This is a genomic window from Glaciimonas sp. Gout2 (assembly GCF_035018905.1).
Taxonomy (GTDB): Bacteria; Pseudomonadota; Gammaproteobacteria; order Burkholderiales; family Burkholderiaceae_D; genus Glaciimonas.
The window spans coordinates 1-24,408 of record NZ_JASJXA010000047.1; the positions used below are offsets into that span (position 1 = coordinate 1).

Consider the following 24,408-nt stretch of genomic DNA (forward strand, 5'->3'; position numbering starts at 1 on the left):
TTCAAGTACTCGGGCTAGCTACTATTGCTGCCGACGTCTCCGCAGAATTAGCCTTGGCAACTATCGCATCCATTTCTGTTTTGGGTGCATTCCATGCAAGCCCTGCCGTAAAAGCAGCGCTCGCCCAACGTATCCATTAAAGTCAATTAATTATCTGTTAATTATGTCGATCTGAAAGGCTCCCATGAATCTGACTGAATATTTACGCGCTCAACTGCGCCAGGCAACCCGTAAGCTAATGTCCGACGGAGCCTCAGAGGCAACCGCTGCAATTCAAAAAGCGCTCCAGACCTTACCTGGTCAGCCCAACGGTGCAACACCGCCTTTGTCAAACGCCATGCCTAACAAAAATGCCACATCAGACATTGGTGATGCATCAGTTACGGTACCAAATTTTGTGTCTGACCTATTGAATCGGTTAGGTATTCCGGCCGCGTACGGGAATATAAATACTGGCAAAAAAGACGCCGAAGGAGACTTGCTTAGCCCTGAAGAGCTGGAATCCGGTAAGGCCACCGCAAATGGCCAGTTTTTAACCAAGTCGTTCACCAATCACGCCGGGACACGCAATTACAAACTGTACATTCCATCTTCTTATCACGGTCAAGCCATGCCGCTCATGGTCATGTTGCATGGCTGCACCCAAAATCCGGACGACTTTGCAAGCGGCACCAGGATGAATATTGTGGCTGAAGAGTCACCATGCTTTGTGGTCTATCCAACGCAGACCCAGGCAGCAAATACTGCAAAGTGCTGGAACTGGTTCAAGGCCCTAGACCAGCAACGCGATCAAGGTGAGCCATCCATCATTGCAGGCATCACTCAAACGGTCATTAATGACTATAAACTCGACGCTGGCAAAGTGTACATAGCCGGACTTTCAGCGGGCGGCGCAATGGCGATTATCATGGGAACCACTTATCCCGATTTATATGCCGCTGTCGGCGTGCATTCAGGTTTACCGTACGCAGCCGCACATGACTTGCCGTCCGCGCTTGCGGCAATGAGGGGCAACGTGCCGATCTCGGGTTCAAAACATAAGCACGTTGCTGATGCACGCTTGCAATCGATTCCCATCATTGTTTTTCATGGCGATAAAGATGCGACGGTCAGTCCTCAAAATAGCGAGCAACTGATGGCGCAGAGCGTACCTGAAGTGATCTTTAACCAGCGTAATAACAAATACGATGCATCCAAACCGATTAAGCCAGTGGTAATCGTTCAAGAAGATCAAGTGCCGAATGGACATCGTTACACGCGAACGTCGCATCACGACGCTCGAGGACGGTCGATCGCTGAGCACTGGATGATCCATGGTGCAGGACACGCCTGGGCCGGTGGCAATAAGAGTGGCACATATACCGATGGCAAAGGTCCTGATGCTTCGCGAGAAATGATGCGATTCTTTTCAACCCAATCGCATGATTAAGAGCCGGCGTTACGCTGCGATTTAAGAGGTTCAGCGGCAAGCGACTGCCTTGATTATGCACGAAAATACTGAAATCACTTCGTGAGGTGAGCGGTGGGTTTCTGGGGCAACACTCACCTCCACGCGGGTAATCCAAGTATTACCAGCGCCTCTGCTGGAGACGCTGCGCGAGCGTTATGTTGCGCACAGCGCTCAACGTCAATACTAACCAGCTAGAAAATGTGGCAGCGTACTTATAAATAGTTTTTAAACAAATGACGACATCTGCGTATCCAATAATGGTCGTTATATCACGCACTCTTCCGCGTCGCAAAGCACGCGGAAGAGCCAGCGCAGCAGATATTTAGACCTTGCCCAACTCACTCATCGGCGTGCGGAAGGTCTCGCGTGAGGTCGCAACGGAGATTGCCGAAATCACCGAGGTGATCGTTACAAACACCGCGACAGGAATCCAGCCATCCACACCCGGCCGAAGAATAGCTGCGCTGATGGTTGGTGCGAAGCCACCTAATGCGAAGCCGATCTGGGTACCGATTGCCATGCCTGACAGACGAACACGGGTGTTAAACATTTCACCGTATAACGATGGCCATACGCCATTGGCAGCACTGTACACAACACCCGACAAGAGCAAGCCGATCACAAAAATCAACGGGATATTGGCATGACTAAGTGCCCACATGTAGGGCCAAATCAGGAGGGCTGAGCCTAGCGCACCGAACAGAAACACTGGCTTACGGCCAATACGATCAGACAGCATCGCGAAGGCTGGAATTGCCGCAAGCGCTAACACATTCGCCAGAACGAGAACCGTCAACATCGTCGCACGCGGGATGTGAACAGTGTTGACCGCGTATGACAAGGTAAAGACGCTAAAAATAGTGCTGACCACCGATATCAACGCTGCAAAAATCACCCGAATCAGGTTTGCCTTATGGTCACGTAAAAGCACTGCAACCGGCAACTTAGCCTGCGTATGCGATTTCTCTTCCTCGTTAAATGCCGGTGTCTCGGGTAAAGTTCGACGTACCCACATACCCACCGCTACCACAATCGCGCTTAGGAAAAAGGGAATACGCCATCCCCAGGACAACAACTGGTCTTCTGGCAATGCCGAAATCGGCAGGAAGATCAGTGTCGCCAGAATCAGACCCGCCTGCGTTCCACTCAGGGTAAAACTGGTAAAAAATGCGCGTCGATGCGCCGGAGCATGCTCAAGCGTCATTGAATTGGCACCCGCCTGTTCCCCGGCCGCAGACAATCCCTGCAACATACGCAGCACCACCAACATGATCGGTGCCGCGATACCGACTTGTCCATAGGTCGGCAGCAAACCCACCATAAAGGTCGACACGCCCATTAACAACAAGGTAAAGGTAAGCACTTTTTTGCGACCATATTTGTCGCCAATATGCCCCAATAAAACAGCACCGATTGGCCGCGTCACATAACCAACCCCAAAAGTCGCAAACGCTGCAACAGTGGCCGTCACAGGGTCAAATGAAGGAAAAAATATTTTTCCGAACACCAGCGCTGCGGCAGTGCCGTAGATGAAAAAATCGTAATACTCAACCGCGCTGCCGATCCAGCTGGCGAACGCCGCTTTACGCGGTGAGCGCGTGGTTGATTTCTGTTCTTCGCCAGCGCTGCTTTTAGCGCTGGCTTGTTGCGAAAGCGTAGATGTAGACATGTCGTCCTCCATGATCTGTAGATAATGTTCACATTAAAAGAACGAATTCTTTTAATGCGTCCTCAAAGTGAAAACCTTAGAACCGATGCAGAATGCCAGCTTGCAGGCCCACCAAACTCCTGCCATTGATATCGGTACCGGCCAAGTTCGCCGTTGGACCAGCAGAACCACTAAACCGGAAACCGGCGTTAGTATCGTTCTTCATGTAATTAGCAAAACTATAGAGCGTAGTTCGCTTGGACATGTCGTAATAAACACCGACATTACCACCCTGCGCGCCCGAATTTCCGTTCGAGGTATCTTTCATGACGCCATACAAAGCGCCGATACGTAACTGTGGAGTCAGACGATAATCAGCCGAAACCTGGTAAATGTTATACATCCGCAATACGCTTGAATTATTACCCGCAAACGCGTTAGTCGGGATGCTGACATTGCTCAAGATAGCGGTTGCATTATTACCGTTTGCATTCGCCGTCACGTTGTTACTGCGCACGTAAGCAAGATAAATCTTACCTTTGCCGTAGTCGTAATCGGCATAGACATTGTGATAGACCACCGCGTCTGCGAACGCTGCATTCGCTAGCGGCTTGGCCCACAACCCAGCGTAACCGGCACGGTAAGGGCCATTGGTGTAATCAACACCGGCTTGATAAACGCCGCGCGTACCAATACTTTCGCCTGCGGTTTCGGTCAATGCGTAATGCAAATCGAACTGAAAATTAGCAAGACGCGGAGATTTGTACGAGATGTCATTATCGAAGCGCGATGGAACGCCAAATGTATTGATGATTGAGCCGAAAGTGGTCCGCTCGGTGTAATCAATAGCACCACCTATGAAAAATATGATGGTGTTCTGACGACCAATACGAAATTCACCCGCTGGTGTATTGATACCGACCCATGCCTGACGATCAAAAAGACGCGGCGCATCGGCCAATGCACCGGTATTGGCACCGAACCCTTGCTCTAGCGTGAACTTAGCCTGATAGCCGTTACCAAGATCCTCGACACCACGAAAGCCGAGACGGCTTCGCAAAATAGCGCCGTCATTCAGACCGATGACACTCTTTCCACTGCTGCTATGGATGTAATCGATGTATTGGTCAACATCTCCATAGATTGTTACATTTGATTGTGCTTGTGCGAAGGTTGAGCACGCTGCGAAACAGCAAGCGACAGCAATTTTTTTCCTCATTACATCTCCCAAATAGTTCATTTTTATATTGTGTAGGTGACGCCCAAAAGGGCGTTACACCAGTTCTCCCCTCAAGGATTTTCCGAAGCGAGGGGCCTCCGTAGTTCAATTCATTAAATCAATGGCGGCACTCTAATTTTCAAGCGACAGCACCCAGCCATAACGACAGCTAAACGACTGCGCCAGCGTTCAATGCTTTACTTCAGCGTTTAAATTCTGCGGCAGGCTGCATGGCAAGCGCCGCAATCGCCAACGCATAACCTTGAATACCAAAGCCCAGAATCACTCCGTGCGCAACTGCCGATAACCACGAGTGATGCCGAAACGTTTCGCGCGCATGGACGTTCGAGATGTGTAATTCGATCAGATGCACCGAGGCGCCCTTGATCGCATCGTGCAACGCTACAGAGGTATGGGTATAAGCGCCGGCGTTAAATATCACGCCGGCGAGATCGCCATTCGCCTGTGCAATACCTGCTTCGTGGATCCAGTCGATCAATACGCCTTCGTGATTGGACTGGCGAAAATCGAGCGCAAAGCCATGCTCTTCGCAGGCGTTGCAGCAAAGAATTTCGACGTCGGCTAAGGTCTGGCCGCCATAGACTGACGGCTCACGACTACCTAGAAGGTTGAGGTTCGGTCCATTGAGGACGAGAACGGATTTTGGACCTGCTGTCATACTGTCTCCTTTAAAGCTGCATTATTTTTTTGTTCAGCTATTTTGTACTGCGATATAACTAAGCCATGGTTGGATGGCCAGCCGTTGGCTGTCGGACCTGAAGGCTGCGGCGAAGCACTTGATCAGTCACCCACTTGGTAGCACGATGCGCGCGGCGAGCGACGATATCCGGTGATAGTTGCAAATAATCGTCGTTAAAGACTTCAAAACTATAGTCGCCACGATAGCCGCCTCGGTCCAGTCGACGCAGCAGATCGGACAACTCTTGGGAATGCGCGCCCTCACCCGGGAATACGCGCAAATGTCGGGCTGTTTCCAGGCGTTCTTCTGCGCTGCGAATATCACGCCACATAAAATCCGATAGTTGCACCATCGCGATTTTGTCGCTTGGAATATCTTCAAGTCCATCAAAGTCAGCCTGATTTGCCAGCATGTGGAACGAATCAATCACCACGCCCAGATTGGAATGATCAGCCATTTCAACCGCTTCCCACGACTGTGTATATTGATTAACGTGACGGCCCCACGACAATGCTTCATAACCAATCTTGACGCCCAACGGCACTGCAAGGGTTGCCAGCTTAGCCAGATGACGGGCAATCAGGGACATGTCTCCCGTGGCATGCGACGAAGTACTCGAACACACCATCAACAATGGTGCGCCGACCGCTTTGCACATTTGCAATAAATTTTTAGCGATGTCGAGTTTGTATTCATGCAGCGTGCCAGATAACCCTTCAAAATCACGCATGACTTGAATGCCTGTGACGCGAACTCCACTCGCCTTCACCAGCTGCACAGCTTCGTTTACGCCACCCGGATGTCCAGCCAAATCTTTAGCCCACAGCATGATTTGAGAAAATCCGGCGACCTTGGACGCCATCAATTTCGACTCCAACGGACCAGCCAGCGTGATGCTGTCCATCCCGAAATTGCTGAGATTCATATTGCCTCCAGCGCGCGGAAAGCGTCCGAAGACACGCCAGGCCAGCCGAATAACTCCAGATATAAAGGTGCCTGTTCAATCATCATTTCACGGCCTTTCTGGATACGGCAGCCACGTTGCTGCGCTTCGATCAATAAGCGTGTCATTTCGGTCTTCATGCCGCAATCAGCGACGATGCAGGACGCCGAAACCTGACTTAAATCGACTGGCAACGGATCGTCAGGGCTCATCCCTAATGGCGTTGAATTGACGACCAGATCATAGCCCTCGGCATTCGGCGTGCCGATTACCACTTCCGTTGCGGGGAATGCTTGCTGCAAGCGCTCTCGCAGTGCCTCGGCCTGCGGCAAACGCGTATCGTAAATTGCAACGTGACCAATGCCACGTGTTGCCAAAGATGCCGCGACGGCACAGCCGACACCGCCGCTTCCGACAACTAGCGCTTTAGCCCTTGCCCAATCAAAGGCTGCACCGTTTAAAGTGCGGTCAAAAGCACGGACAAAACCTTCGCCATCGATCAAATCACCAACTAACGTTTTACCATCGTCCGCTTTGAAAATCGCGTTGCAAGCGCCAGCCAGCAAGGCGCGAGAGGTGGGCTTATCCACTGCATCGACACTCATCGGCTTATGCGGAATCGACACAAAAATGCCACCCACGTTTTCAATCGACATCAGCGTACGAACTGCCGACATGTACGAATCAGGTGCAATTTTAAGGGGAATAACGCGCGCATCTATGCCGTGTTTCTCAAAATAGGCGTTGAATAGCGCGGGCGCTTTGACCTGCTCTACCGGCCAGCCAATGACAGGAAAAATACGCGTAGTACCGGAAATATTAAGCATGGTCGTTCTCCAGATTGCTGACAACGAGTTCAAAACTGATGCCGCTCTTGTATAACTGTGTCAACGCACCCTTTTCGCTCGACTGCGTCGGTTCGCGATCGATGAAAATAATTCCACGTTGTTTCAGTTCTCTCACCGCAGCGAGTACATCTGGCGCACCTAAACCAACCCGAATCAATTGTTCATCCCATTGCAATCCGGCAGCGCCTTCTGGCGGCTCTACCAACTGCAAGTAAAATTGATGGCACGGACTTTCCAGCAAGGTTCCTTTAGGCAAGACCCCAAAATAGTGACCTTGCGGCAGCGGCCTGAAATCCATTAATTGCTGATAAAAATCAATCCATTCAGGCGACCGGTCGCGGCCAATTGCCTGGACAACACCGAAGAAATGCAGCCCAGCTATCGCGGGCGAATTAACCGGCGCATTCGGAATTGGTTTGAAATCGACGTCATAGATAGAAAAATCACGAAAGCGGTCCACGAAATACAAAATTGAGTCGCCAGCGCCATGCACTCCGGGAATATTCAGTTCCATGACGCCAGCTCGGGTTTCAATTGCCCATGCACCCATTGAGATCGCATGACGATACGCGAGGTCAGCATCGCGCACACGTAGTCCAATGGCGCTGATCACTGTGGTTTGCAAATCAGTGTCGGATTGCGGCAAAGCACGCGGATCGGCATTGACGATCACATTCATGCTGCCTTGTCGATATAAGGTAACTTCACGTGAGCGGTGACGTGCGGTTGATACGAACCCCATTTTTTCGAGCAGCGCACCGAGCGCCAACGGCTGCGCAGTTGCATACTCAACAAATTCGATACCATCGATACCGAGTGGATTATTCGGTTCGGCGTTGTGCTCTTGCGCAATCATGATGATCTTTCGCTAAATTGATGTGCGAAGTATAGGAACGGGTTGACAAAAAAAACAGTGGCAAAAAACGGCTATACTGCGCTTATCGCTCAACCGGCGCGATTAGCGCACAAGATCAGGATTATTTTCAAATGAAAAAACCAGAGCTACAAAATGTCGCAGTCGCCAAACGTGACCTGATTGATGGCTTGATCAAAGGCATTGATGTCATCACCGCTTTCAACGATGATTCGGCGCGTCTGACCGCGACCGATCTGGCAGAAAAAGTGGCAATTAGTCGCAGTGCTGCGCGCCGTTACTTGTTAACGCTAGTGCATATTGGATTGGCTTCGACGGATGGGCGTAGCTTTTGGCTGACACCTAAAGTACTGAACTTGGGGCGTTCCTACCTTGATTCTGCACGGCTGCCGCGCGCCATCGTGCCGTTTCTTCAGCGCTTGACGCTACAGCTACAAGAATCAACTAACTATTCCGTGCTGGAGGGCGACGACGTGGTGTATGTCAGTCGGGTAAATGCGCCAAAACTGCTCACTACTGGCTTCGAACCCGGCACGCGCTTGCCTGCCTACACTGCCACCGCTGGCAGAGTACTCCTTTCAGCGCTGCCGGACACCGAGTTACGCGCCTATCTTGAACGGGTCGAACTGATCGCTTTTACCCATCTAACTACGCTCGACAAAGAGCAGTTATTCAAAGAGCTGATCGCGATCCGTGAGGACGGTTTCGGATTAACTGAAAATCAATATGAGATAGGTTTTCGTGGCATTTCCGTGCCAATCAAAAGCCGCCGTGGTGCACTGATTGGTGCGTTAAGCGTATCGATGATGATTTCGAGTTGCTCAAAAGCCGAGGCCGTCGCACGCTGCGTGCCAGCATTGCAAGCGACCGCAAATACCTTGATGTTATGGGTGTGATGGTGTGGTTGCTTAATGGTGGGTCTAATTATTATTGATTGCTTTTTTGCGGCAATGTTTTTGAAGGTGAATGAATTTAGACAATTCAAAGCACAAACTTCTCACCGAAATTACGTCGCTCAAGTTTCACAACAATGCCGCCAGTTCCACCTGCACCTTTAACAATGCAGGCAAGCAACGTTCGACGATATCCTCAATTGGAATACGCGCCGCGTGCACGCTGACATTCACCGCGGCGACCGTTTCTCCGCGAAAATTCTTCAGCGGAACCGCAATCGTCCGCAGTCCCAATTCAAGTTCCTGGTCCACCACTGCATAACCTTGTGCACGGGTACGTGTGATTTCCAGCAAGAGCCGCTCTTTGTTGATGATCGTGTGTGCGGTAATTGGCTCAAGCTGCACGCGTGCCAATAGCGCCTCAATCTGCGGTTGCGACAAACTTGCTAACAAAACGCGACCGTTCGCGGTGCAAAATGCGGGAACCCGCGTACCCGGTTGTAGTGTGGCAGACACCAATCGACCTGCGCTGACCGCAGCTACACAAACCAATTCATCATGGTCCAAAACGCCAGCCGAAGCTGCCTCTTGCAGCGAATAAGCCAAGCGATAAAGTAACGGCTGGACAATCCGCGGTAGTCTGGCGGAATGCAGATACGATTGGCCCAACCGCAACACCTTGGGCGTCAATGAAAATACTTTTTGCTCATGTCTGACATATCCCAGATGCGTCAACGTAATCAAATAACGTCGCGCCGCGGCGCGAGTCAGCCCGACACGTTGCGCGACTTCGCTGATCGTTAGCCGGGATCGCTCCTGATCGAATGCTTCAATCACTTGTAGACCTTTTTCAAGTCCCGCAATCAAGTCGCGTTTTAGCGGTCCTTCTTCTAGTTCTCCATTTGGCGCATCTATTATTGCCAAAGACGGTCGTATCTTGACGCTTTCCCCTTCAATCATAAATCCTCCTATTTGTGCGATTATCGCACGAAACGGGCGATAGCCGGTCGTCACGTCACATCCGGACCTTGTTGACCGGCTATTGATCACCTATGATCCAATTCATTCATGACAAGATTCATCTAATGCGCTCGTTACGCCGCGCAAGTCATTTCGGCAAACTGACCAGCTTAAGCGACCTGAATTGCGTTAAACCCCAAAAATATAAAGGAGAACGGAGTGAAATTTCAACCCACAGAAACCGGGGTCTATCCAACCCTCGTCTATTTACCTTACGCTTCAACGCTAAAACGTGGCCCGACCCAAGAACCGTTGCGGATTCGCGCCGCAGATCCAGTCAACACCAATATTGCAGCGTCCCGCAGCTTGATCCTTCCACACGACACTGATCTCACCGCGCAAGGTCAAGCTGCGCCATTGGGCGAAAAAATCGTGGTCACCGGACGCGTACTGGATGAGGATGGTAAACCCATCCGCAACTCGCTGCTGGAAGTGTGGCAATGTAACTCGGCTGGTCGCTATTGGCACAAACGCGATCAACACGACGCGCCACTCGATCCCAATTTTTTCGGCTTTGGCAAGATGCTGACAGATGACGAAGGCGGCTATCGTTTTGTCACGATTAAGCCCGGTCCTTATCCCTGGGGTAACCACCATAAAGCATGGCGTCCTGCCCACATTCACTTCTCCTTATTTGGCAGCGTGTACGCACAACGTCTTGTGACACAGATGTATTTTCCTAGCGATCCATTGTTCGACTATGACCCGATCTTTCAAAGCATCTCGGATGTTGCCGCACGCCAGCGATTAATTGCTCGCTTCAGCATGGTCGAAACAGTCGATGACAAAATGCTTGGCTATCAATTCGATATCGTGTTGCGCGGCCGTGATGCCACGCCAATGGATCTTTAAAAAGGAAAAATAGTATGGATCTCAACATTACCACCTCACAAACCATCGGTCCTTTTCCGCATGAGGCATGGCGCTGGGGCGTCGATGCGACCAGTACACTGATCAGTCACGTACCAACAATTACCATCAGCGGCACACTCCGAGACGGAGACGGCAATCCGATTAATGATGGATGGATTGAAGTTTGGCTACCGGATGCAGTGACCGCCGAAGCCGAGCAAGCAATACCGGGGTTTCGCCGCATTCCTAGCGATGATCAAGGTGGATTTCGTATTGAAGTATCGCTACCGAAAGCAGCGACCAAAGGCAAGCCCGTCCTGTATGCAACGATCTTTGCACGCGGTCTGGTCAAGCATCAGTTTACTGCCGTTTTTCTCGAAGATGATACGGGTCTGGCGAAATCCGATATTCTCAATCAGGTTCCTCTCAATCGACGCAATACCCTGATTGCACGCAAGCAATCCGAGGCCGAATATCAGTGGGATATCTGGATGCAGACCGACAAAGAAACGGTATTTTTCGATTACTGTTAATCGTGGAAGTCGTAGAAATCGCCGCAACGATTATTGCCAACAGACGAACGGAGCTCATGTGAGCGTTTCAATATTTGATAGTTTTCTCACCACTCCGGACATGATCGCGGTATTTGACGATGCCGCAGTGGTGCAGGCCATGTTTAGTTTCGAGGCCGCTCTGGCAGGCGCGCAAGCAGCCGAAGGGATTATCCCGGACACGGCTGCGCGGGCTATCGCCAGTGTCTGCAAGGCGCAGTTATATGATATTCCGGCGATAGTGCATGCCAGTCGGCGCGCTGGCAGTCTGGCGATTCCATTGGTCAAAGAATTAACCAAAACGGTCGCACTTTTTAATCAGGAGTCCGCCACATTTGTGCATTGGGGCAGTACTAGTCAGGATGTGATCGATACCGCGATGGTGTTAGTCACCCGCGAGGCGTTATCGTTACTTGATGATAGGTTGCAAACTCTCACAGAGAGTTTATTGACGTTGGCGGAACGTCATCTGTCCACGCCAATACTGGCGCGCACATTGATGCAACCTGCACAAGTCACTAGCTTCGGTTTCAAATTGGCAGGTTGGGCTGCGCCACTTGTACGCGCCCGTGTACAACTGCGCTCAACCGCACAGCGCGCGCTGCAATTACAACTCGGCGGTGCAGTGGGGACGCTCGCCGTCATGGGCGCAAAAGGTCCGGCAGTAGTGCAAAGGGTCGCAGACGATCTGGGATTGGTCGCCGCCGATGCAGCTTGGCATACGCAACGCGATGAGTGGGTGCGGCTAGGATTAGAAGTCGCCGTGCTGGTGGGCAGTCTCGGCAAAATTGCTACTGATCTGAGCCTGATGACGCAGGGCGAAATTGCGGAGTTGGCAGAACCATCTGGTAATGGCCGGGGCGGTTCATCGGCGATGCCGCACAAACGTAATCCTGTGTCCTCGATGATCGCCCTGGCAGCGGCAACACGGACACCACAACACGCTGCAGCGCTGCTGGCAAGTATGGGCCAGCAACACGAGCGTGGGCTAGGTAACTGGCAAGCCGAATTGGCGGAATGGCCCGGCCTGTTTCTCAGCGCCCACGGTGCGTTGAATGCATTAACTGAAGCAATGGCAGGATTGAACGTCGACACCGCGCGCATGCGCCAGAACATTGACGGTCTGCAAGGATTGGTGTTTGCAGAAGCCGTGTCGATTTATCTGGCGGGTGCAATTGGTCGGCCACAGGCACATAGCCTGATGGAACAATTGACGCAGTTAGCTGCTAGCAGTAGCACCAGTTTGAATATTGTGGTGATCGATGCGGTAAAAAAAGATGTCCGGTTACGCGATTTCATTGACCTCGATAGTCTTCAAAATTTGTTTGATCCAGTCTCTGCAACGGCCCCAGCCGAAGTGTTGGCTCGCGGTCAGTTAAAAACGTTAAGAACTGCGGTAGCGGCCTTGACTGCCCTTCCCTCATCAACCTTTTCTAAAAGTGAATAAACCATGAGCTACGACCCGATCGACCATGATTTTGAACGTGGTATGGAAAACCGTCGGCGCATCCTCGGTGATGAATGGGTCAACCGTTCCGTTGCCAACGCGACCGAATTCAATGCCGAATTTCAACATTTGATCACGCGATTTGCCTGGAATGATATTTGGGGACGCCCCGGATTAGAGAAAAAAACCCGCCGCGTGATTGTTCTGGCTATCACCATGGCACTCAGCCGTTGGGAAGAATTCGAACTGCATGCGCGCGCAGCCCTGTTGGGTGATCCAGAAACGCGCCTGACGCCGGATGAAATGAAAGAAGTGTTGATGCAGGCTGCGATTTATGCAGGCGTACCAGCGGCCAACACGGCTTTCACGCATGCGCAACACATCTTGCGTGAGATCGGCGCACAAATTGGTTATCCTCTATTACCGTTGCTACCAGCAAATACTTGTCATCCAGGAATTGGTCAGGAGGGTCTCACAACTAGCAAACCTGCATTGCATTACAGCGTGCGCGCACCGCGTAGCGGCAAAGCACCACGCCATACCGTCGTGCTCAGTCATGCGCTGGGCTGCGACCTGACCATGTGGGACGGTTTGGCAAACTTGCTGGCAGCCGATTGCCGAGTCATCACTTATGACCAGCGCGGGCATGGCAGTTCCGATGCACCGACCGGTTTAACGACAATCACCGAACTTGCCGACGATGCGGCACGGCTATTGCGCGAGCTCGATTCTGGCCCGGTCGTGTGGATCGGTCTGTCGATGGGGGGCATGGTCGGTCAGGAGCTGGCAATCAATCATCCATCGCTCATTGCAGCGTTGGTCATCGCCAATTCAACTTCTTGCTATCCTGATGCAGCGCGAGAAATGTGGCAGCAACGGATAGAGACCGTTCGCAGCAAAGGTCTGGAAGCCATTGCTGAAGCCGTCATGGGACGGTATTTTAACGACCGGTTCCGTACTGAGCACAGCGCCACCGTAACACGCTTTCGCCAGCGTCTGATCAGCACTGATGTTGACGGCTATATAGCTTGCTGTCATGCGGTTGGAAACGTGGATACCACTGCACAACTAGCGCAGATTGCGGTACAGACTTTGGTGATTGCCGGTGCACAAGATCAAGGAACGCCATTAGCCATGTCGCAAACGCTATGTGAAAAAATCTCCAACGCACAACTGATTGTGCTGGAGGATGCCTCGCATCTGAGTGCAATCGAACAACCGGAGGCGTTTGCAAAAGCAGCTCTGCAATTTATAGCGGATTTGTAGCCAATTCTGAGTAACCTAAAGCGCGGCCTTGGTTGTGGCAAGGCGCTAAAATCAGGGCGGCAATCTCAATAGAGGGCAGGCAAAATTTGCCCATTATTCTCATTATTTATTCTTGGTTCACCTATTCTTGACCATTTCTTCGACCCCGCGTTAACCGTGCATATCGGTTAAGCCTGATGCACGACCATCATTTCAATTCAGTATTTCCCGCCACTCCAATCAAAAATCGCACGATTTACTTCTGATAAACCATGGGGATCGCATCTACATGGCGCTGCACGAGACTCCCGCTATTTATTGCTACCTCAACAAGTCTTACAACGGAGAGAGGCTTTGTCTGATGTTAATGGCGGTATTTGGAAGATAAGGTGTCGCTTAATCAAACGAATTCAGGAGAAATCATGACTACGATATCCCGCTTACAGGCACCCGTCTTTACCGCAAAAGCATCTCATAAAATGTTGCAGTTGCTGGGCATAACTGTGCTGGGAGTCGCTGCAATGGCGGTGACCGCACATCACGCACACGCCGCTGATAGTTTGGCGCGGCAGGATAAAAGCTTTCTGACCAATGCCGCTGAATCCGGGAATGCTGAAGTTAAGGCTAGTCAATTGGCGCTGCAAAAAAGCAGCGATCCTGATGTTAAATCCTTCGCCCAAAAAATGATTGATGACCATACGAAAGTTGGCGACGATCTGAAAACGCTCGCAGCATCGAAAAGCGTGACCGTACCGGATGATCCCAGCATAGCGCAAAAGGCCAAAATTCTGGTTCTAAGCAAACTGGATGGGCACACGTTTGACAAGCAATATGCTGGAATGATTGGCGTCTCGGCGCATAAAGATGCAGTCAGTTTATTTAAAAAAACCGCTGCCAGCGCCAAAGATGCAGACATCAAACAATTTGCTGCAAACAATTTGCCCGCCCTGCAAGAGCATCTGCAAATGGCAACGCAACTAAAGTCGACAGTTGACGCTAAGAAATAAGTAGCCTCTCAATCTAAACGAAGTTCACCATGCCCCGTGGTGATAAGTTCGCATACCGATAGGAAAAAATGCCAGATCGGTGTTATCAGTTCTTAAAATTGAACTGTGAAGCGGTTGAGCGCTCCTTGACCGCCCATGCTGTTCACAATCAAAAAAAGGGATAAGCGAAATACCTCCTGCAACATAAATTATGAGGAAGTGCTTAAGGTTATATGAAAGTCCGGCTATTGCGGAAATGCCGTTCAGCTAAAAACTGAGCGGCATTTTTTTGTGAGTGCTATTGTTACCACTGACCTGAGACCAACCCAGTAATGGAAGCCCGCTGCGTTCAGCCAGAATCTATTGACAATCACCTTTAATAAAAAAATGGCATGAATCACTCCACCACAATCTCTACTCAAACACTGTCCAGCCGCGATCTGGCGCTATTGCGCCAGTCAATCACCTTGTCCGACGAGTCGAAGCAACGTGGGCGTCATCCATTTGCAGCATTGGTGGCCGATGAGGACGGCAACGTGGTTGTCACAGCGGGTAACAATTCAATGCCACCAGAAGGTGATCCAACCCAGCATGCGGAACTGATCGCCGCGGCCCAAGCGGCGCAGAAACTAAGCCCGGAACAACTTGCGAAGAGTACGCTTTATACCAGCGCTGAACCCTGTTGCATGTGCGCTGGCGCCATCTACTGGACTGGTATTGGCCGCGTAGTGTATGCCTTGTCCGAGCATACTTTGTTAGGACTGACGGGAGATCATCCAGAAAACCCTACCTTTTCATTACCTTGTCGGGAAGTATTTGCGCGCGGTCAACGCAAAGTCACGGTGGTTGGGCCGCTGCTGGAGGACGAGGCCGCGAAACCGCACGAGGGCTTTTGGAAATAGGCATCACAAAAACCGACTTAACACCATTTTTTCTTGGTTTGGCAGATACTCAGACCAGCCTACAAGGTGGCTGGTAACTGCTGTCACTCGATAAATGTTACGAATTCTGTGACCGGCACGCGTTCAGTCACCAGCGTATTTTCGATCTTACTCATATCGGCGAATCCCAGGGACATGCCGCACACAAAGGTTTCGCTCTCAGGCAATTTCAAGACGTCACTGATGACGCGATGGAATTGCGTGAAGGCTGCTTGAGGACAGGTATCAAGCCCGCGTCCGCGGGCCGCGATCATAATGTTTTGCAGAAACATTCCATAATCCAGCCATGAACCTTGCTCCATTGATCGGTCTATTGTAAAAATAAGCCCGACCGGTGCGTCGAAGAACGTATAGTTACGACCGTGTTGCGTATGCATTCCTGACTTGTTCTCACGTGTCAGGCCTAATAATGCATACAAGTCCCAACCGACTTTACGTCGTCGCTCAATGTAAGGCGACACCCATTCAAGTGGATAGTAACGATATGCCTGTTTATGCTGACTCGCTTCCTCAGGGTTATCATGGATTTTTAGTATTTCGGCACACAGTCGCTCCTTCGGCGCGTCGGTCAATACATAGACTTTCCATGGTTGAATATTGGTACCGGACGGTGCACGTGCTGCCACTTCAAGGATTTTCTCGATATCCTCGCGCGCAACTGGCGTCGGTAGAAAGGCGCGGATCGAACGGCGGGAAGTGATCGCCGCGTCGACAATTTTTTGTTCGGTAGTTTCTATCATGATCGTTTTCAGGCAATTTTCAGGCAAAGTAGCCAATTCGTCCGGATTGCAGCAGATCAGTGACGATGCGAGTCAGTAACGATGCAAGTCAGGACATTGGAAAGACTTTATAAATCCGCAGAAGACGACCAATAAAATTTCGAACCATGAACATCTTCCTGTCGACAAGATACACCAACAAGGCGAAGCCGTAAAATACCCTCCAACCCTGATCACGCTATGCGGCCCATAGCGGCACACAGTAAGTCATCTATTTTATATCGATCGATTCGACTGCGCGAAGTCATCTGGTCCTTTAGATCAGCATATCCTTAAACAGCATTCGTCCCGTGATCTGGTCCATAGAGCGGGCTCCACATAGCTGCATCGTCCTGACCAATTCGTCTTTCAAGATCGACAAAGCACGGCTGGCACCCGGCTCCCCCGCACACGCTGCACCAAATAAGGTGGCGCGGCCAAGCATAACGCCTTGAGCGCCCATTGCCAGCGCTTTGACGATATCACTGCCGCGCCGCACACCGCCATCGAGTAAAACAGGGATTCGCCCATTGACTGCCTTGACCACCGCCGGCAGCGCATCAAAGGTAGCGACTGCGCCATCTAACTGCCGCCCACCATGATTGGAAACGACCACCGCGTCACATCCCATCAACGCAATACGGTTAGCATCCTGAGGATTAAGAATGCCTTTGACAATCAACTTACGCGGCCAGGTATCGCGAATTTTTTTAAGGCTGTCCCAATTGAAGGATGGGTCATAATTACGACCCACCGACGAAGCAATCGCGGTCGAATTGGTCGCCTTCGCATCAAGCCCGATCAAGTTCTCCATGACGGGCATACCATATCTGATGATGTCCGAAAGCCACGCCGGGTGTAGTCCAAAATCCAGCATATTCTTGATCGTAAAACCGAATGGGATCGAAAAATCATTACGGTAATCGCGCTCGCGTTTACCGCCAACCGGCAAGTCAACGGTGATCACCAATGCCTCGTAATCTGCTGCCAAGGCCCGCGCGATCAACTTCTCCAAAAATGGTTTATTACGTAATATGTAGGCTTGAAACCATAGTCGGCCTGGCGCTGCTTTGGCAATCTGCTCAATCGAGGCAGTCGCCGTACTGGATAATGTGTACGGAATACCGGCGGCAATGGCCGCACGGGCGATGGCAATATCACCACCACGCCAACCAAAACCGACCGCACCGGTCGGCGCTATCGCCATTGGCAATGCTGCCGGCGCACCCAAAATGAGAGTATTGGTATCGATACGCGATACATCATGTAATATTTCAGGCATTAACCGTGTGCGTCTGAATGCTGCTGTGTTATCACGCAGCGTGACCTCATCTTCGGCCCCACCGTCAAAGAAATCAAAGACTGCACGGGGCAACCGTCGCTGCGCCGCGGCTCGCAGATCTTCTATTGAATACGCTTTGGCTACGTTATAAGACATACCTGAACCTGGTTAATAAGTGGCAAAATGAGCGGTGATGACATGCTAGCTTCATGCCCCGGCAACGCAAGCACCAAAGAAAGAATAGCTGAATGTAGGAGTGCAACGACTCGGTCAATCGACCAGACTTTATTCCGCCTTAATCTGCGCCGCTTTAATCAGATCAGCCCAGCGCGTGTAGTCACGCTTTAGGTAGATACTAAATTCCGTAGGAGAATCGCCGACAATCACCGCGCCGAGTTTTTCCAGTTGCGCTTTGACTTCCGGTTTGGCAAGCGCCTTGACCATGGCGTCATTGAGCCGCTTGATCACTGCGAGAGGTGTTTTGGCCGGTGCCAACATGCCTACCCAAGGTGCTGTCTCTTCAAATCGAGGAAAGCCAACTTCCGACATAGTCGGCGAATCAGAAAATCGCGGCATTCTTTTTGCCGTGCCAACTGCCAAAATTTTCACGCGCTTGGCTGCGACATTTTCTGCCAGTCCGATGATCGGGTAAAACATAAAATCAACTCGACCCGCCATGACTTCCATCAGCGCTGGTGCATTGCCTCTGAACGGCACGTGGACCATTTTAGTTTTGGCTTGAGCGGCCAGTAGTTCACCAGCAAGATGGCCAGAACCACCGTTTCCGGAGGATGCGAACGTTACTGCATCAGGATGCGATTGCGCTTTTTTAATCAGATCCTGCATCGACTTGAGTGGCGAATCGTAAGCGGTTACCGCCACCAAAGGCAGCGTTGCTGCATTCGAAATTGGCACGAAGTCAGTCTTGGGATTATAGCCAGCCTGTTCACCCAGCAGAATGGGATTAACATTCAGTCCCAGTGAAGTGAACAAAATACTATAGCCATCCGGTGCAGCGGCTTTGATTTCTCGCGTGGCAATCATCGAACTCGCGCCGGGCTTGTTTTCAACAATAATTGATTGCCCCAGCACAGCTGACATATCCTTGGCCAAGACACGCGCAATGATATCGGTTGGTCCGCCAGCAGCAAACCCGACCAGCAAATGGATAGGTCTGTTTGGATAATCAGAAGCCGCAAATGCTGGCGACACTGCGCTACACAATAAGAGCCCACCGGCAATCAAACCAACCAACGTATTTTTCATCAAAAGTCCCCTAATTTTTCTATTTTTTTGTTGCAGTAACTGCTGGTCGTCAAACGATCCGGTGCGCCATCGTGCCCACGTTAGTCACCTCAAAGCGCAGCTGATCGCCCGGCTGCAGATACTGCGGCGGTTGACGGAAAGCGCCAATTCCGGCGGGTGTGCCGGTACTGATAATGTCGCCCGGCTCTAACGTCATATATTGAGAAATATAGGCAATGAGCGTTGCCACCGGAAACAGCATATCTGCGGTATGACCGTGCTGCATGCGATGATCATTTAACCAGGTCGATACTTCCAGTGTCTGCGGATCGGGAATTTCATCGCGAGTAACAATCCAAGGCCCCATTGGAGCAAAGCCGTCCATACTTTTGGCAAACGTCGTCTGAGGTGGCGTAGTATCGAGCTGAAATTCCCGCGCACTCAAGTCGTTCAGAATGGTGTAGCCAGCGACCAACGAAAGCGCATCCTCTTCCAACACATTTTTTCCATAGCCACCAATCACAACAGCCAACTCGACCTCGAAATCCAGCTTAGTCACAAGAGTCGGTCGGGGAACTGGCGCGCCCGGCGCTGTCACCGACGACGCTGCTTTAAAAATAATACGCGGATGCTCAAATGGGGCCACGCCTGTTTCTTTTGCATGGTCGGCGTAGTTGCGTCCTACCCCAATAATTTTTCCCGGGCGTGGGACCGGAGCGTATAGCTGGACATCTTTGAGCAAATCCCATTGCACCGCTGGATTTTCAAGCGCAGACTGAACATGGCGCTGTAAAGCGGCAATCGCTTCCGAGCCAGACTGTAACCAACGCAGTATGCCGCATGCTGCTGGCCTGATACCGGCCGCCGCAGTATGACGATGCGTATCCACCGACACTGGCAAAGCAGCTATCCAAGCGCTGATGTCTAGTATCCGTTCCTGAACTACCACGCCGGTAAGAATGGCGCTATTGGGCTTGCGATAGGTAATCAGTTTCATGCCTGGACATTCCCAAAGTAACGCGTCGCTGCCACCTGGCAGCGCTTAATGTAACGGTGTTCATCACGGCCGTAATCGGCCACAGCGTTGTGTAATGTTCCCATGTTGTCCCACATGAGAACGTCGCCCACACTCCAACGATGCCGATATTGATATTTTGGTTGTAATTGGTGCTCAAACAAAAATGCCAAAATACGATCGCTTTCATCTTCCGGTAGTTCGTTGATACGCATGGAATAGCCCGGATTTGCATACAGTACCTTTTTGCCGGTAATCGGGTGTTGTAAAAACACCGGATGCGAAACTGGCGGCTTGGCTTGCCGCTGCGCAGCGGTGAGCGGTGGCCGGGAACTGCCTTTTTCCAAGCGCATCTTATCCCAAAATTTGGCAAAATCGTGCGTGACGGTCATGCCATCAAGTTTGACTTTCAATTCTTCAGGCAGGTCTTCATAGGCGGCATGCATATTGCAAAATTCGGTATTGCCCAGTGGTTCACCGTCGCGATGCGGAACCTCAAGGGCGTATAAAACATTAGTAAATGCGATCATATTGCTATAAGACATGTCGGTATGCCAGTCCTGACCAGCATCACTTAGGCCAAGCGGTTTGCCATCTTGATCAACTTTATTGGAAAGAATCATCAACTGCGGCAAGCCAGGCTCTTGATACGCGTTGGCGACGTTGACTTCAAGCCGACCAAAGCGCGCGGCGAACTCACACAGTTGTGCCGAGGTCAATTCCTGCTTTGGATAGCTGAGAACGCCATATTTGCCTAGCCCTTGCTCCAGCGCAGTAAACTGTTCATCCGACAATGGTTGAGACAGATCGATACCTTCGACCCGCGCACCAAGCGTTTTTCCACTTTCCACGAAATTCATAGTTGTTTCTCCATTTTTTTAGGCTGGTTGGGCGTCTCGGGAAGGACGAATTCAAATTCAGGCGTCAGTGTCAGTTCAGCTATTTTCCAGACGCCGTCAGTCGGTCGCAGCGTGGCGTTCAGGATGGACAGTCGCAACGGCTGGCTTATTTCTACCGCACCGGTATGGTATGCGCCGTCATCAAACCGATAGGCGGTCATATACGCGACCAGTTGCACCGCTGTTTGCGAAGCTGATGCGATAAAACTGTTCGTGATGACATGGCGAATTCTCTGCGTGAGTGATCGTTGCAGCATTGCTTGCATCATTTGGGTGCGACCTTCGAGGATTTTTCCCTGCCGATGCCACTTTCCGTCCGGTTCAAAAAGCGCAATGAGTTCGTCGTTTTTAGATTCATCTAGAAAATAAAATAGCTGATGAATCAGCTGGGTACATCCGGGCAAATCGTTAAGCGAATCCGTCGTCATGCATTTATCCCGGTTGAGCTACTTTTTATTTTTTATCTCAGATTATTCTACCTTCTCCTATTTGATCCAGATAGAATCCAATAGTAAATATATTGTTCTGATTTTGGAAACAGAGAAACACTCATGGATCGACTGCGATGTGTTGAAGTATTTAATGAAGTAGCGCGTAGCCGCAGTTTCTCGGCAGCAGCGCTGAGGCTGGGCATGGCCAAAGGTAACGTCAGCAAGCACGTGGCGTGGCTGGAAGAGTTGTTAGGTGCGCAACTACTCACTCGGACTACCAAAAGTGTCAATCTTACCGATGCAGGCATTTCCCTGCTGGAGCACGGCCAAGACCTGATTGACCGCTTCGACTTGGTGCAGGAGGTCGTTCGTGGTGCAGTTATGTCAGCCCGAGGTACGATTCGGATAGGCACACCACCGTCGTTTGGGGCGGTTCAATTAGTGCCGCTGATCACGGAATTTTCGACGCTGCATCGAAATATCCAGTTTGCGATACATTTAGACGATGGCAAATTGGATCTCGTCAGCGAGGGCCTCGATCTTTCGGTGCGTATCGCCCCGTGGCTAAAAGATACTAGTCTGGTGGCAAAGAAGCTTGGCAACGCGCCGCAAGTGCTGGTGGCCTCGCCCTCCTATCTGGCTACCAAAGGACAGCCCCAGAAACCGCAGGATTTGCTATCCCATGATTGTCTGGTGAATGCATTGAAATCACCAACAAATTTTTGGATACTTACGGGACCGCAAGGCAAAGCTTCTATAAGGGTTTCCGGCAGCATGCGGTCGGACTTTGGGGATGCCTTACGCCACGCTGCAATTCTAGGGCATGGCATTGCAATGCATCCGACATACATGGTGGCGCAGGATATCCAGGCACAAAGACTAAGCCTCGTGCTGCCGGAATACACACCGACCGGGCTTGACATTTACGCCGTGTATCCTAGTCGAAGAAATATGCCAGGGCGCGTCCGACTATTTTTGGAATTTTTGCAAGAGCGATTCGAAACTGCGGCGATGGAGCAACTACAATAGTCGACAGGATGACCTTACTTAAAAAATTAATGTGATTTATTTTGGCCGAAATCGGGCCAACAACGGGCTGACCAACTTATAAGGAAAACTCACATTGACTGATCAATACTCATCGGCGCTCACCGGTCGCTACAGCGCGTTCCTTTTCGATATGGATGGAACGCTCCTTAACTCTATCGCTGCGGCAGAGCGCATTTGGCGCGCCTGGGCGATCCGTCACGGTCTCGATGTTGATGCCTTTCTGCCGACCATTCACGGTGCGCGCGCCATTGACACCATTACGCGGCTGTCGATACCGGGCATGAATTCGGAACGCGAAGCCTTCGGCATTACCCAAGCGGAAATCGCCGACGTAGAAGGCATTATCGAAATTTCCGGTGCGGTAAAATTTTTACGGTCCTTACCATCCGAGAAATGGGCCATCGTCACTTCGGCTCCACTCGCGCTGGCAATACAACGCCTGAAGGCCGCGGGCGTTCCTGTTCCCGCTGTGATGGTGACGGCTGATGATGTTGCTAACGGCAAGCCAAACCCTGCTTGCTATCTTCTTGCCGCCGCCAAACTGGGTGTGGATGTTGCGGATTGTCTTATATTCGAAGACGCCGATGTCGGCATTCTTGCGGGCGAGGCCTCTGGCGCGCGGGTGATAGTTGTTACATCAACCCATGTTCATCCCATGGACACGCCGCATGCATCGATTGGCAATTACGACACGATCATAGCAAAAGTCGATGACGAAGGATTCATTGTGTTTGAAGAACGAACATTCTGATTAAATGCTCGCCGCAGCGCCAGCGCCCAACGCGACTGTGTCGACGCATTTTGTATCAACCACCAGCGCCGTATAAGGCGGCGGTGGCTACCATACGAATAGCGCCACTCTCAATATCAAACCCAATCAATGTTCTTGGTTATATCAGGCAAAGACCACTGTCGAGAACTAGAAATACGCAATTAAAACGGTTTATTCGGCAAGAATTTTCCATCCAGCGTAATCAGCGCACGTAAGCCACCATCCGGATCGTCGACTTTTTTAATATTCAGTTTAAAATTAATAGCGCTAATAATCCCATCACCAAACTGCTCATGCACCAACGCTTTCAATGTCGTGCCGTAAATCTGGACCATTTCGTAAAAACGATAAATGGTCGGATCGGTTGGGATACCACCGGCAATACTGCCTCGCAACGGGATGGACTGTAATTCAGCTGCGTCCTGCGCATCAAGACCTAAGCGTTGGCAAACGATTTCGGCGACGTTTTTTGGCAATGCATGTTGGCCTAATAACGCTGCCGTGATATAGACGATACTCAGTCCGGTGTCGGCGGCTATTTGCTCCCACGAGAGATCCTTCAACGCCTTAGCCACAATAACGCGCGACGTGAGCGCGTGGCGGGAATCTTGATAAACGCTAGACTGTTGCATGGTGTTTTCCTTTAAATCGACGAAATGGGAACGTGAGCAAAATCAGGCGAGCGGTAAGCGATACCTAACGAACGTATTTTTTGAGACGTGACATACGCCTACATCAACGCTGTAACTTACCAATACTCCATAAACTCACACCGACAATCAGCTAGTTGACCGGGCAACTATCAGGCAATCCGTTCAACCCTTGCTTATCCAGACTAAAAGTCACTCGTCTATCGGCCGCTTCACCTGTAATACGCACCACATAGATACTATCAAAATCTCCCCGATCCCATAGCGGAACTTTTGCGGCTTCATTTTTATCCATGCTTTCTACCAGACTTTGAACAATTTTCTGTGCCCAAGTGTGCTCCCAAGCCACGAATATCACCGCATTTTTATAATTCGGCGACAACAGCGCCGCTTGAAGGTCGGCACTATCTTTAATTCCAAATTGTAAATTGATTGGCAAACCAAGGCGAACAGCTGTTGGCTCAATCGTTGCTAATGGTCGAACATAAAAGAAAATTTTGCCACTTTCCTTTTGAAGCGCAGTAGGATTAGGATTAGGGGCAAAAATTGCGTCAGGCTTGCCAAATTTATTAATCAAATTCGCTGGCAACGCAAGTGAGCGATTCAATCCCTGGCAGTTTAATTGGCCGAATTCACTTTCTGGCTTTTCACCGTGTCGGATGAAAACAATAGTTTCATCTGCGAGGACA

At 50.8% G+C, this 24,408-nt stretch carries 25 protein-coding genes and 1 pseudogene; 11 read left to right on the top strand and 15 right to left on the bottom strand.

Annotated features, from left to right (window positions below; all coding sequences use genetic code 11):
* Together QN379_RS20465 and QN379_RS20470 are read left to right on the top strand one after the other, a co-directional pair.
* A pseudogene (locus QN379_RS20465) lies at positions 1 to 140 on the top strand (CopG family transcriptional regulator); the annotation flags it as partial.
* Between the two features lie 44 nt (positions 141 to 184).
* Complete coding sequence (locus QN379_RS20470; RefSeq protein WP_322238840.1) at positions 185 to 1,429, top strand: PHB depolymerase family esterase; 1,245 nt, start codon at positions 185 to 187, stop codon at positions 1,427 to 1,429.
* A gap of 343 nt (positions 1,430 to 1,772) precedes the next feature.
* Here the strand turns inward: QN379_RS20470 and QN379_RS20475 are convergent, their stop codons facing one another.
* From QN379_RS20475 to QN379_RS20500, 6 genes are all read right to left on the bottom strand, one after another.
* Entirely contained in the window at positions 1,773 to 3,119 is a 1,347-nt protein-coding gene (locus tag QN379_RS20475) for an MFS transporter (RefSeq protein ID WP_322238842.1), read from the bottom strand.
* Between the two features lie 76 nt (positions 3,120 to 3,195).
* The gene (locus QN379_RS20480) at positions 3,196 to 4,317 is read right to left on the bottom strand and encodes a porin (RefSeq protein ID WP_322238844.1); all 1,122 of its coding nucleotides are present in this window, start codon (positions 4,315 to 4,317) and stop codon (positions 3,196 to 3,198) included.
* A gap of 202 nt (positions 4,318 to 4,519) precedes the next feature.
* Positions 4,520 to 4,996 carry a type II 3-dehydroquinate dehydratase gene (aroQ, locus tag QN379_RS20485; protein ID WP_322238846.1) on the bottom strand — a complete coding sequence of 159 codons (477 nt, stop codon included), beginning with the start codon at positions 4,994 to 4,996 and terminating at the stop codon, positions 4,520 to 4,522.
* 58 nt (positions 4,997 to 5,054) lie between these two features.
* Entirely contained in the window at positions 5,055 to 5,942 is an 888-nt protein-coding gene (locus QN379_RS20490) for a sugar phosphate isomerase/epimerase family protein (protein WP_322238848.1), read from the bottom strand.
* Positions 5,939 to 6,787: a shikimate dehydrogenase gene (locus QN379_RS20495; protein ID WP_322238850.1), complete on the bottom strand. Its 849-nt coding sequence runs from the start codon at positions 6,785 to 6,787 to the stop codon at positions 5,939 to 5,941. The genes QN379_RS20490 and QN379_RS20495 overlap by 4 nt, the downstream gene beginning before the upstream one ends.
* Positions 6,780 to 7,664 (bottom strand): 4-hydroxyphenylpyruvate dioxygenase, encoded by an 885-nt coding sequence (locus tag QN379_RS20500; protein ID WP_323507480.1) that lies wholly within the window; start codon positions 7,662 to 7,664, stop codon positions 6,780 to 6,782. Before QN379_RS20500 ends, QN379_RS20495 begins: the two co-directional genes overlap by 8 nt.
* Before the next feature lie 131 nt (positions 7,665 to 7,795).
* On the opposite strand from QN379_RS20500, the gene QN379_RS20505 reads away from it, so the two are divergent.
* Entirely contained in the window at positions 7,796 to 8,578 is a 783-nt protein-coding gene (locus QN379_RS20505) for an IclR family transcriptional regulator domain-containing protein (protein ID WP_322238854.1), read from the top strand.
* A gap of 126 nt (positions 8,579 to 8,704) precedes the next feature.
* Here the strand turns inward: QN379_RS20505 and QN379_RS20510 are convergent, their stop codons facing one another.
* On the bottom strand, positions 8,705 to 9,535 hold the full coding sequence (locus QN379_RS20510; RefSeq protein WP_322238857.1) for an IclR family transcriptional regulator domain-containing protein: 831 nt from the start codon (positions 9,533 to 9,535) through the stop codon (positions 8,705 to 8,707).
* Positions 9,536 to 9,754: 219 nt separating this feature from the next.
* Between QN379_RS20510 and pcaH the strand changes: the two genes are divergently transcribed.
* The 6 genes from pcaH to QN379_RS20540 all read left to right on the top strand — a co-directional run bounded on the left by pcaH (position 9,755) and on the right by QN379_RS20540 (position 15,578).
* Positions 9,755 to 10,447, top strand: a complete 693-nt coding sequence (pcaH, locus tag QN379_RS20515) for a protocatechuate 3,4-dioxygenase subunit beta (protein ID WP_322238859.1) — start codon at positions 9,755 to 9,757, stop codon at positions 10,445 to 10,447.
* 14 nt (positions 10,448 to 10,461) lie between these two features.
* Positions 10,462 to 10,980, top strand: a complete 519-nt coding sequence (locus QN379_RS20520) for a protocatechuate 3,4-dioxygenase (RefSeq protein WP_322238862.1) — start codon at positions 10,462 to 10,464, stop codon at positions 10,978 to 10,980.
* A 58-nt stretch (positions 10,981 to 11,038) separates the two neighbouring features.
* Positions 11,039 to 12,445 (top strand): 3-carboxy-cis,cis-muconate cycloisomerase, encoded by a 1,407-nt coding sequence (gene pcaB, locus QN379_RS20525; RefSeq protein ID WP_322238864.1) that lies wholly within the window; start codon positions 11,039 to 11,041, stop codon positions 12,443 to 12,445.
* Positions 12,446 to 12,448: 3 nt separating this feature from the next.
* Positions 12,449 to 13,711: an alpha/beta fold hydrolase gene (locus QN379_RS20530; RefSeq protein ID WP_322238866.1), complete on the top strand. Its 1,263-nt coding sequence runs from the start codon at positions 12,449 to 12,451 to the stop codon at positions 13,709 to 13,711.
* Positions 13,712 to 14,112: 401 nt separating this feature from the next.
* Positions 14,113 to 14,697 (top strand): DUF4142 domain-containing protein, encoded by a 585-nt coding sequence (locus QN379_RS20535; protein ID WP_322238868.1) that lies wholly within the window; start codon positions 14,113 to 14,115, stop codon positions 14,695 to 14,697.
* Positions 14,698 to 15,068: 371 nt separating this feature from the next.
* Positions 15,069 to 15,578, top strand: a complete 510-nt coding sequence (locus QN379_RS20540) for a nucleoside deaminase (RefSeq protein ID WP_322238871.1) — start codon at positions 15,069 to 15,071, stop codon at positions 15,576 to 15,578.
* An 83-nt stretch (positions 15,579 to 15,661) separates the two neighbouring features.
* Here the strand turns inward: QN379_RS20540 and QN379_RS20545 are convergent, their stop codons facing one another.
* The 6 genes from QN379_RS20545 to QN379_RS20570 all read right to left on the bottom strand — a co-directional run bounded on the left by QN379_RS20545 (position 15,662) and on the right by QN379_RS20570 (position 21,244).
* Positions 15,662 to 16,357, bottom strand: a complete 696-nt coding sequence (locus QN379_RS20545) for a nitroreductase (protein WP_322238874.1) — start codon at positions 16,355 to 16,357, stop codon at positions 15,662 to 15,664.
* Between the two features lie 295 nt (positions 16,358 to 16,652).
* Complete coding sequence (locus tag QN379_RS20550; protein ID WP_322238876.1) at positions 16,653 to 17,813, bottom strand: alpha-hydroxy acid oxidase; 1,161 nt, start codon at positions 17,811 to 17,813, stop codon at positions 16,653 to 16,655.
* Positions 17,814 to 17,942: 129 nt separating this feature from the next.
* A complete protein-coding gene (locus QN379_RS20555) occupies positions 17,943 to 18,923 on the bottom strand; it encodes a tripartite tricarboxylate transporter substrate binding protein (RefSeq protein ID WP_322238879.1) in 981 nt (326 codons plus the stop codon).
* 49 nt (positions 18,924 to 18,972) lie between these two features.
* The gene (locus QN379_RS20560; RefSeq protein ID WP_322238882.1) at positions 18,973 to 19,899 is read right to left on the bottom strand and encodes a fumarylacetoacetate hydrolase family protein; all 927 of its coding nucleotides are present in this window, start codon (positions 19,897 to 19,899) and stop codon (positions 18,973 to 18,975) included.
* Complete coding sequence (locus QN379_RS20565; protein ID WP_322238885.1) at positions 19,896 to 20,777, bottom strand: TauD/TfdA dioxygenase family protein; 882 nt, start codon at positions 20,775 to 20,777, stop codon at positions 19,896 to 19,898. Before QN379_RS20565 ends, QN379_RS20560 begins: the two co-directional genes overlap by 4 nt.
* Positions 20,774 to 21,244 (bottom strand): nuclear transport factor 2 family protein, encoded by a 471-nt coding sequence (locus tag QN379_RS20570; RefSeq protein ID WP_322238888.1) that lies wholly within the window; start codon positions 21,242 to 21,244, stop codon positions 20,774 to 20,776. The genes QN379_RS20565 and QN379_RS20570 overlap by 4 nt, the downstream gene beginning before the upstream one ends.
* 123 nt (positions 21,245 to 21,367) lie before the next feature.
* Here QN379_RS20570 and QN379_RS20575 point away from each other — a divergent pair, with 123 nt between their 5' ends.
* Both QN379_RS20575 and QN379_RS20580 read left to right on the top strand, forming a co-directional pair.
* Complete coding sequence (locus QN379_RS20575; RefSeq protein WP_322238891.1) at positions 21,368 to 22,276, top strand: LysR family transcriptional regulator; 909 nt, start codon at positions 21,368 to 21,370, stop codon at positions 22,274 to 22,276.
* 94 nt (positions 22,277 to 22,370) lie between these two features.
* Positions 22,371 to 23,048, top strand: coding sequence for an HAD family hydrolase (locus QN379_RS20580; RefSeq protein ID WP_322238894.1), 678 nt, complete (start codon positions 22,371 to 22,373; stop codon positions 23,046 to 23,048).
* A gap of 182 nt (positions 23,049 to 23,230) precedes the next feature.
* Here QN379_RS20580 and cynS read toward each other — a convergent pair whose 3' ends face one another.
* Both cynS and QN379_RS20590 read right to left on the bottom strand, forming a co-directional pair.
* Complete coding sequence (cynS, locus tag QN379_RS20585) at positions 23,231 to 23,701, bottom strand: cyanase (protein ID WP_323507481.1); 471 nt, start codon at positions 23,699 to 23,701, stop codon at positions 23,231 to 23,233.
* Positions 23,702 to 23,852: 151 nt separating this feature from the next.
* Positions 23,853 to 24,408 (bottom strand): histidine phosphatase family protein (locus tag QN379_RS20590; protein ID WP_323507482.1); only part of this gene is annotated, 556 nt, incomplete at its 5' end.

Excerpts from the sequence above, each read along its gene's own strand:
- QN379_RS20475 (WP_322238842.1), bottom strand. The coding sequence starts at position 3,119 with ATGTCTACATCTACGCTTTCGCAACAAGCCAGCGCTAAAAGCAGCGCT.
- QN379_RS20500 (WP_323507480.1), bottom strand. The coding sequence starts at position 7,664 with ATGATTGCGCAAGAGCACAACGCCGAACCGAATAATCCACTCGGTATC.
- QN379_RS20480 (WP_322238844.1), bottom strand. The coding sequence starts at position 4,317 with ATGAGGAAAAAAATTGCTGTCGCTTGCTGTTTCGCAGCGTGCTCAACC.
- QN379_RS20540 (WP_322238871.1), top strand. The coding sequence starts at position 15,069 with ATGAATCACTCCACCACAATCTCTACTCAAACACTGTCCAGCCGCGAT.
- QN379_RS20520 (WP_322238862.1), top strand. The coding sequence starts at position 10,462 with ATGGATCTCAACATTACCACCTCACAAACCATCGGTCCTTTTCCGCAT.
- QN379_RS20570 (WP_322238888.1), bottom strand. The coding sequence starts at position 21,244 with ATGACGACGGATTCGCTTAACGATTTGCCCGGATGTACCCAGCTGATT.
- QN379_RS20530 (WP_322238866.1), top strand. The coding sequence starts at position 12,449 with ATGAGCTACGACCCGATCGACCATGATTTTGAACGTGGTATGGAAAAC.
- QN379_RS20495 (WP_322238850.1), bottom strand. The coding sequence starts at position 6,787 with ATGCTTAATATTTCCGGTACTACGCGTATTTTTCCTGTCATTGGCTGG.
- QN379_RS20560 (WP_322238882.1), bottom strand. The coding sequence starts at position 19,899 with ATGAAACTGATTACCTATCGCAAGCCCAATAGCGCCATTCTTACCGGC.
- QN379_RS20505 (WP_322238854.1), top strand. The coding sequence starts at position 7,796 with ATGAAAAAACCAGAGCTACAAAATGTCGCAGTCGCCAAACGTGACCTG.
- QN379_RS20510 (WP_322238857.1), bottom strand. The coding sequence starts at position 9,535 with ATGATTGAAGGGGAAAGCGTCAAGATACGACCGTCTTTGGCAATAATA.
- QN379_RS20550 (WP_322238876.1), bottom strand. The coding sequence starts at position 17,813 with ATGTCTTATAACGTAGCCAAAGCGTATTCAATAGAAGATCTGCGAGCC.
- QN379_RS20490 (WP_322238848.1), bottom strand. The coding sequence starts at position 5,942 with ATGAATCTCAGCAATTTCGGGATGGACAGCATCACGCTGGCTGGTCCG.
- QN379_RS20555 (WP_322238879.1), bottom strand. The coding sequence starts at position 18,923 with ATGAAAAATACGTTGGTTGGTTTGATTGCCGGTGGGCTCTTATTGTGT.
- cynS (WP_323507481.1), bottom strand. The coding sequence starts at position 23,701 with ATGCAACAGTCTAGCGTTTATCAAGATTCCCGCCACGCGCTCACGTCG.
- aroQ (WP_322238846.1), bottom strand. The coding sequence starts at position 4,996 with ATGACAGCAGGTCCAAAATCCGTTCTCGTCCTCAATGGACCGAACCTC.
- QN379_RS20575 (WP_322238891.1), top strand. The coding sequence starts at position 21,368 with ATGGATCGACTGCGATGTGTTGAAGTATTTAATGAAGTAGCGCGTAGC.
- QN379_RS20565 (WP_322238885.1), bottom strand. The coding sequence starts at position 20,777 with ATGAATTTCGTGGAAAGTGGAAAAACGCTTGGTGCGCGGGTCGAAGGT.
- QN379_RS20545 (WP_322238874.1), bottom strand. The coding sequence starts at position 16,357 with ATGATAGAAACTACCGAACAAAAAATTGTCGACGCGGCGATCACTTCC.
- QN379_RS20470 (WP_322238840.1), top strand. The coding sequence starts at position 185 with ATGAATCTGACTGAATATTTACGCGCTCAACTGCGCCAGGCAACCCGT.
- QN379_RS20535 (WP_322238868.1), top strand. The coding sequence starts at position 14,113 with ATGACTACGATATCCCGCTTACAGGCACCCGTCTTTACCGCAAAAGCA.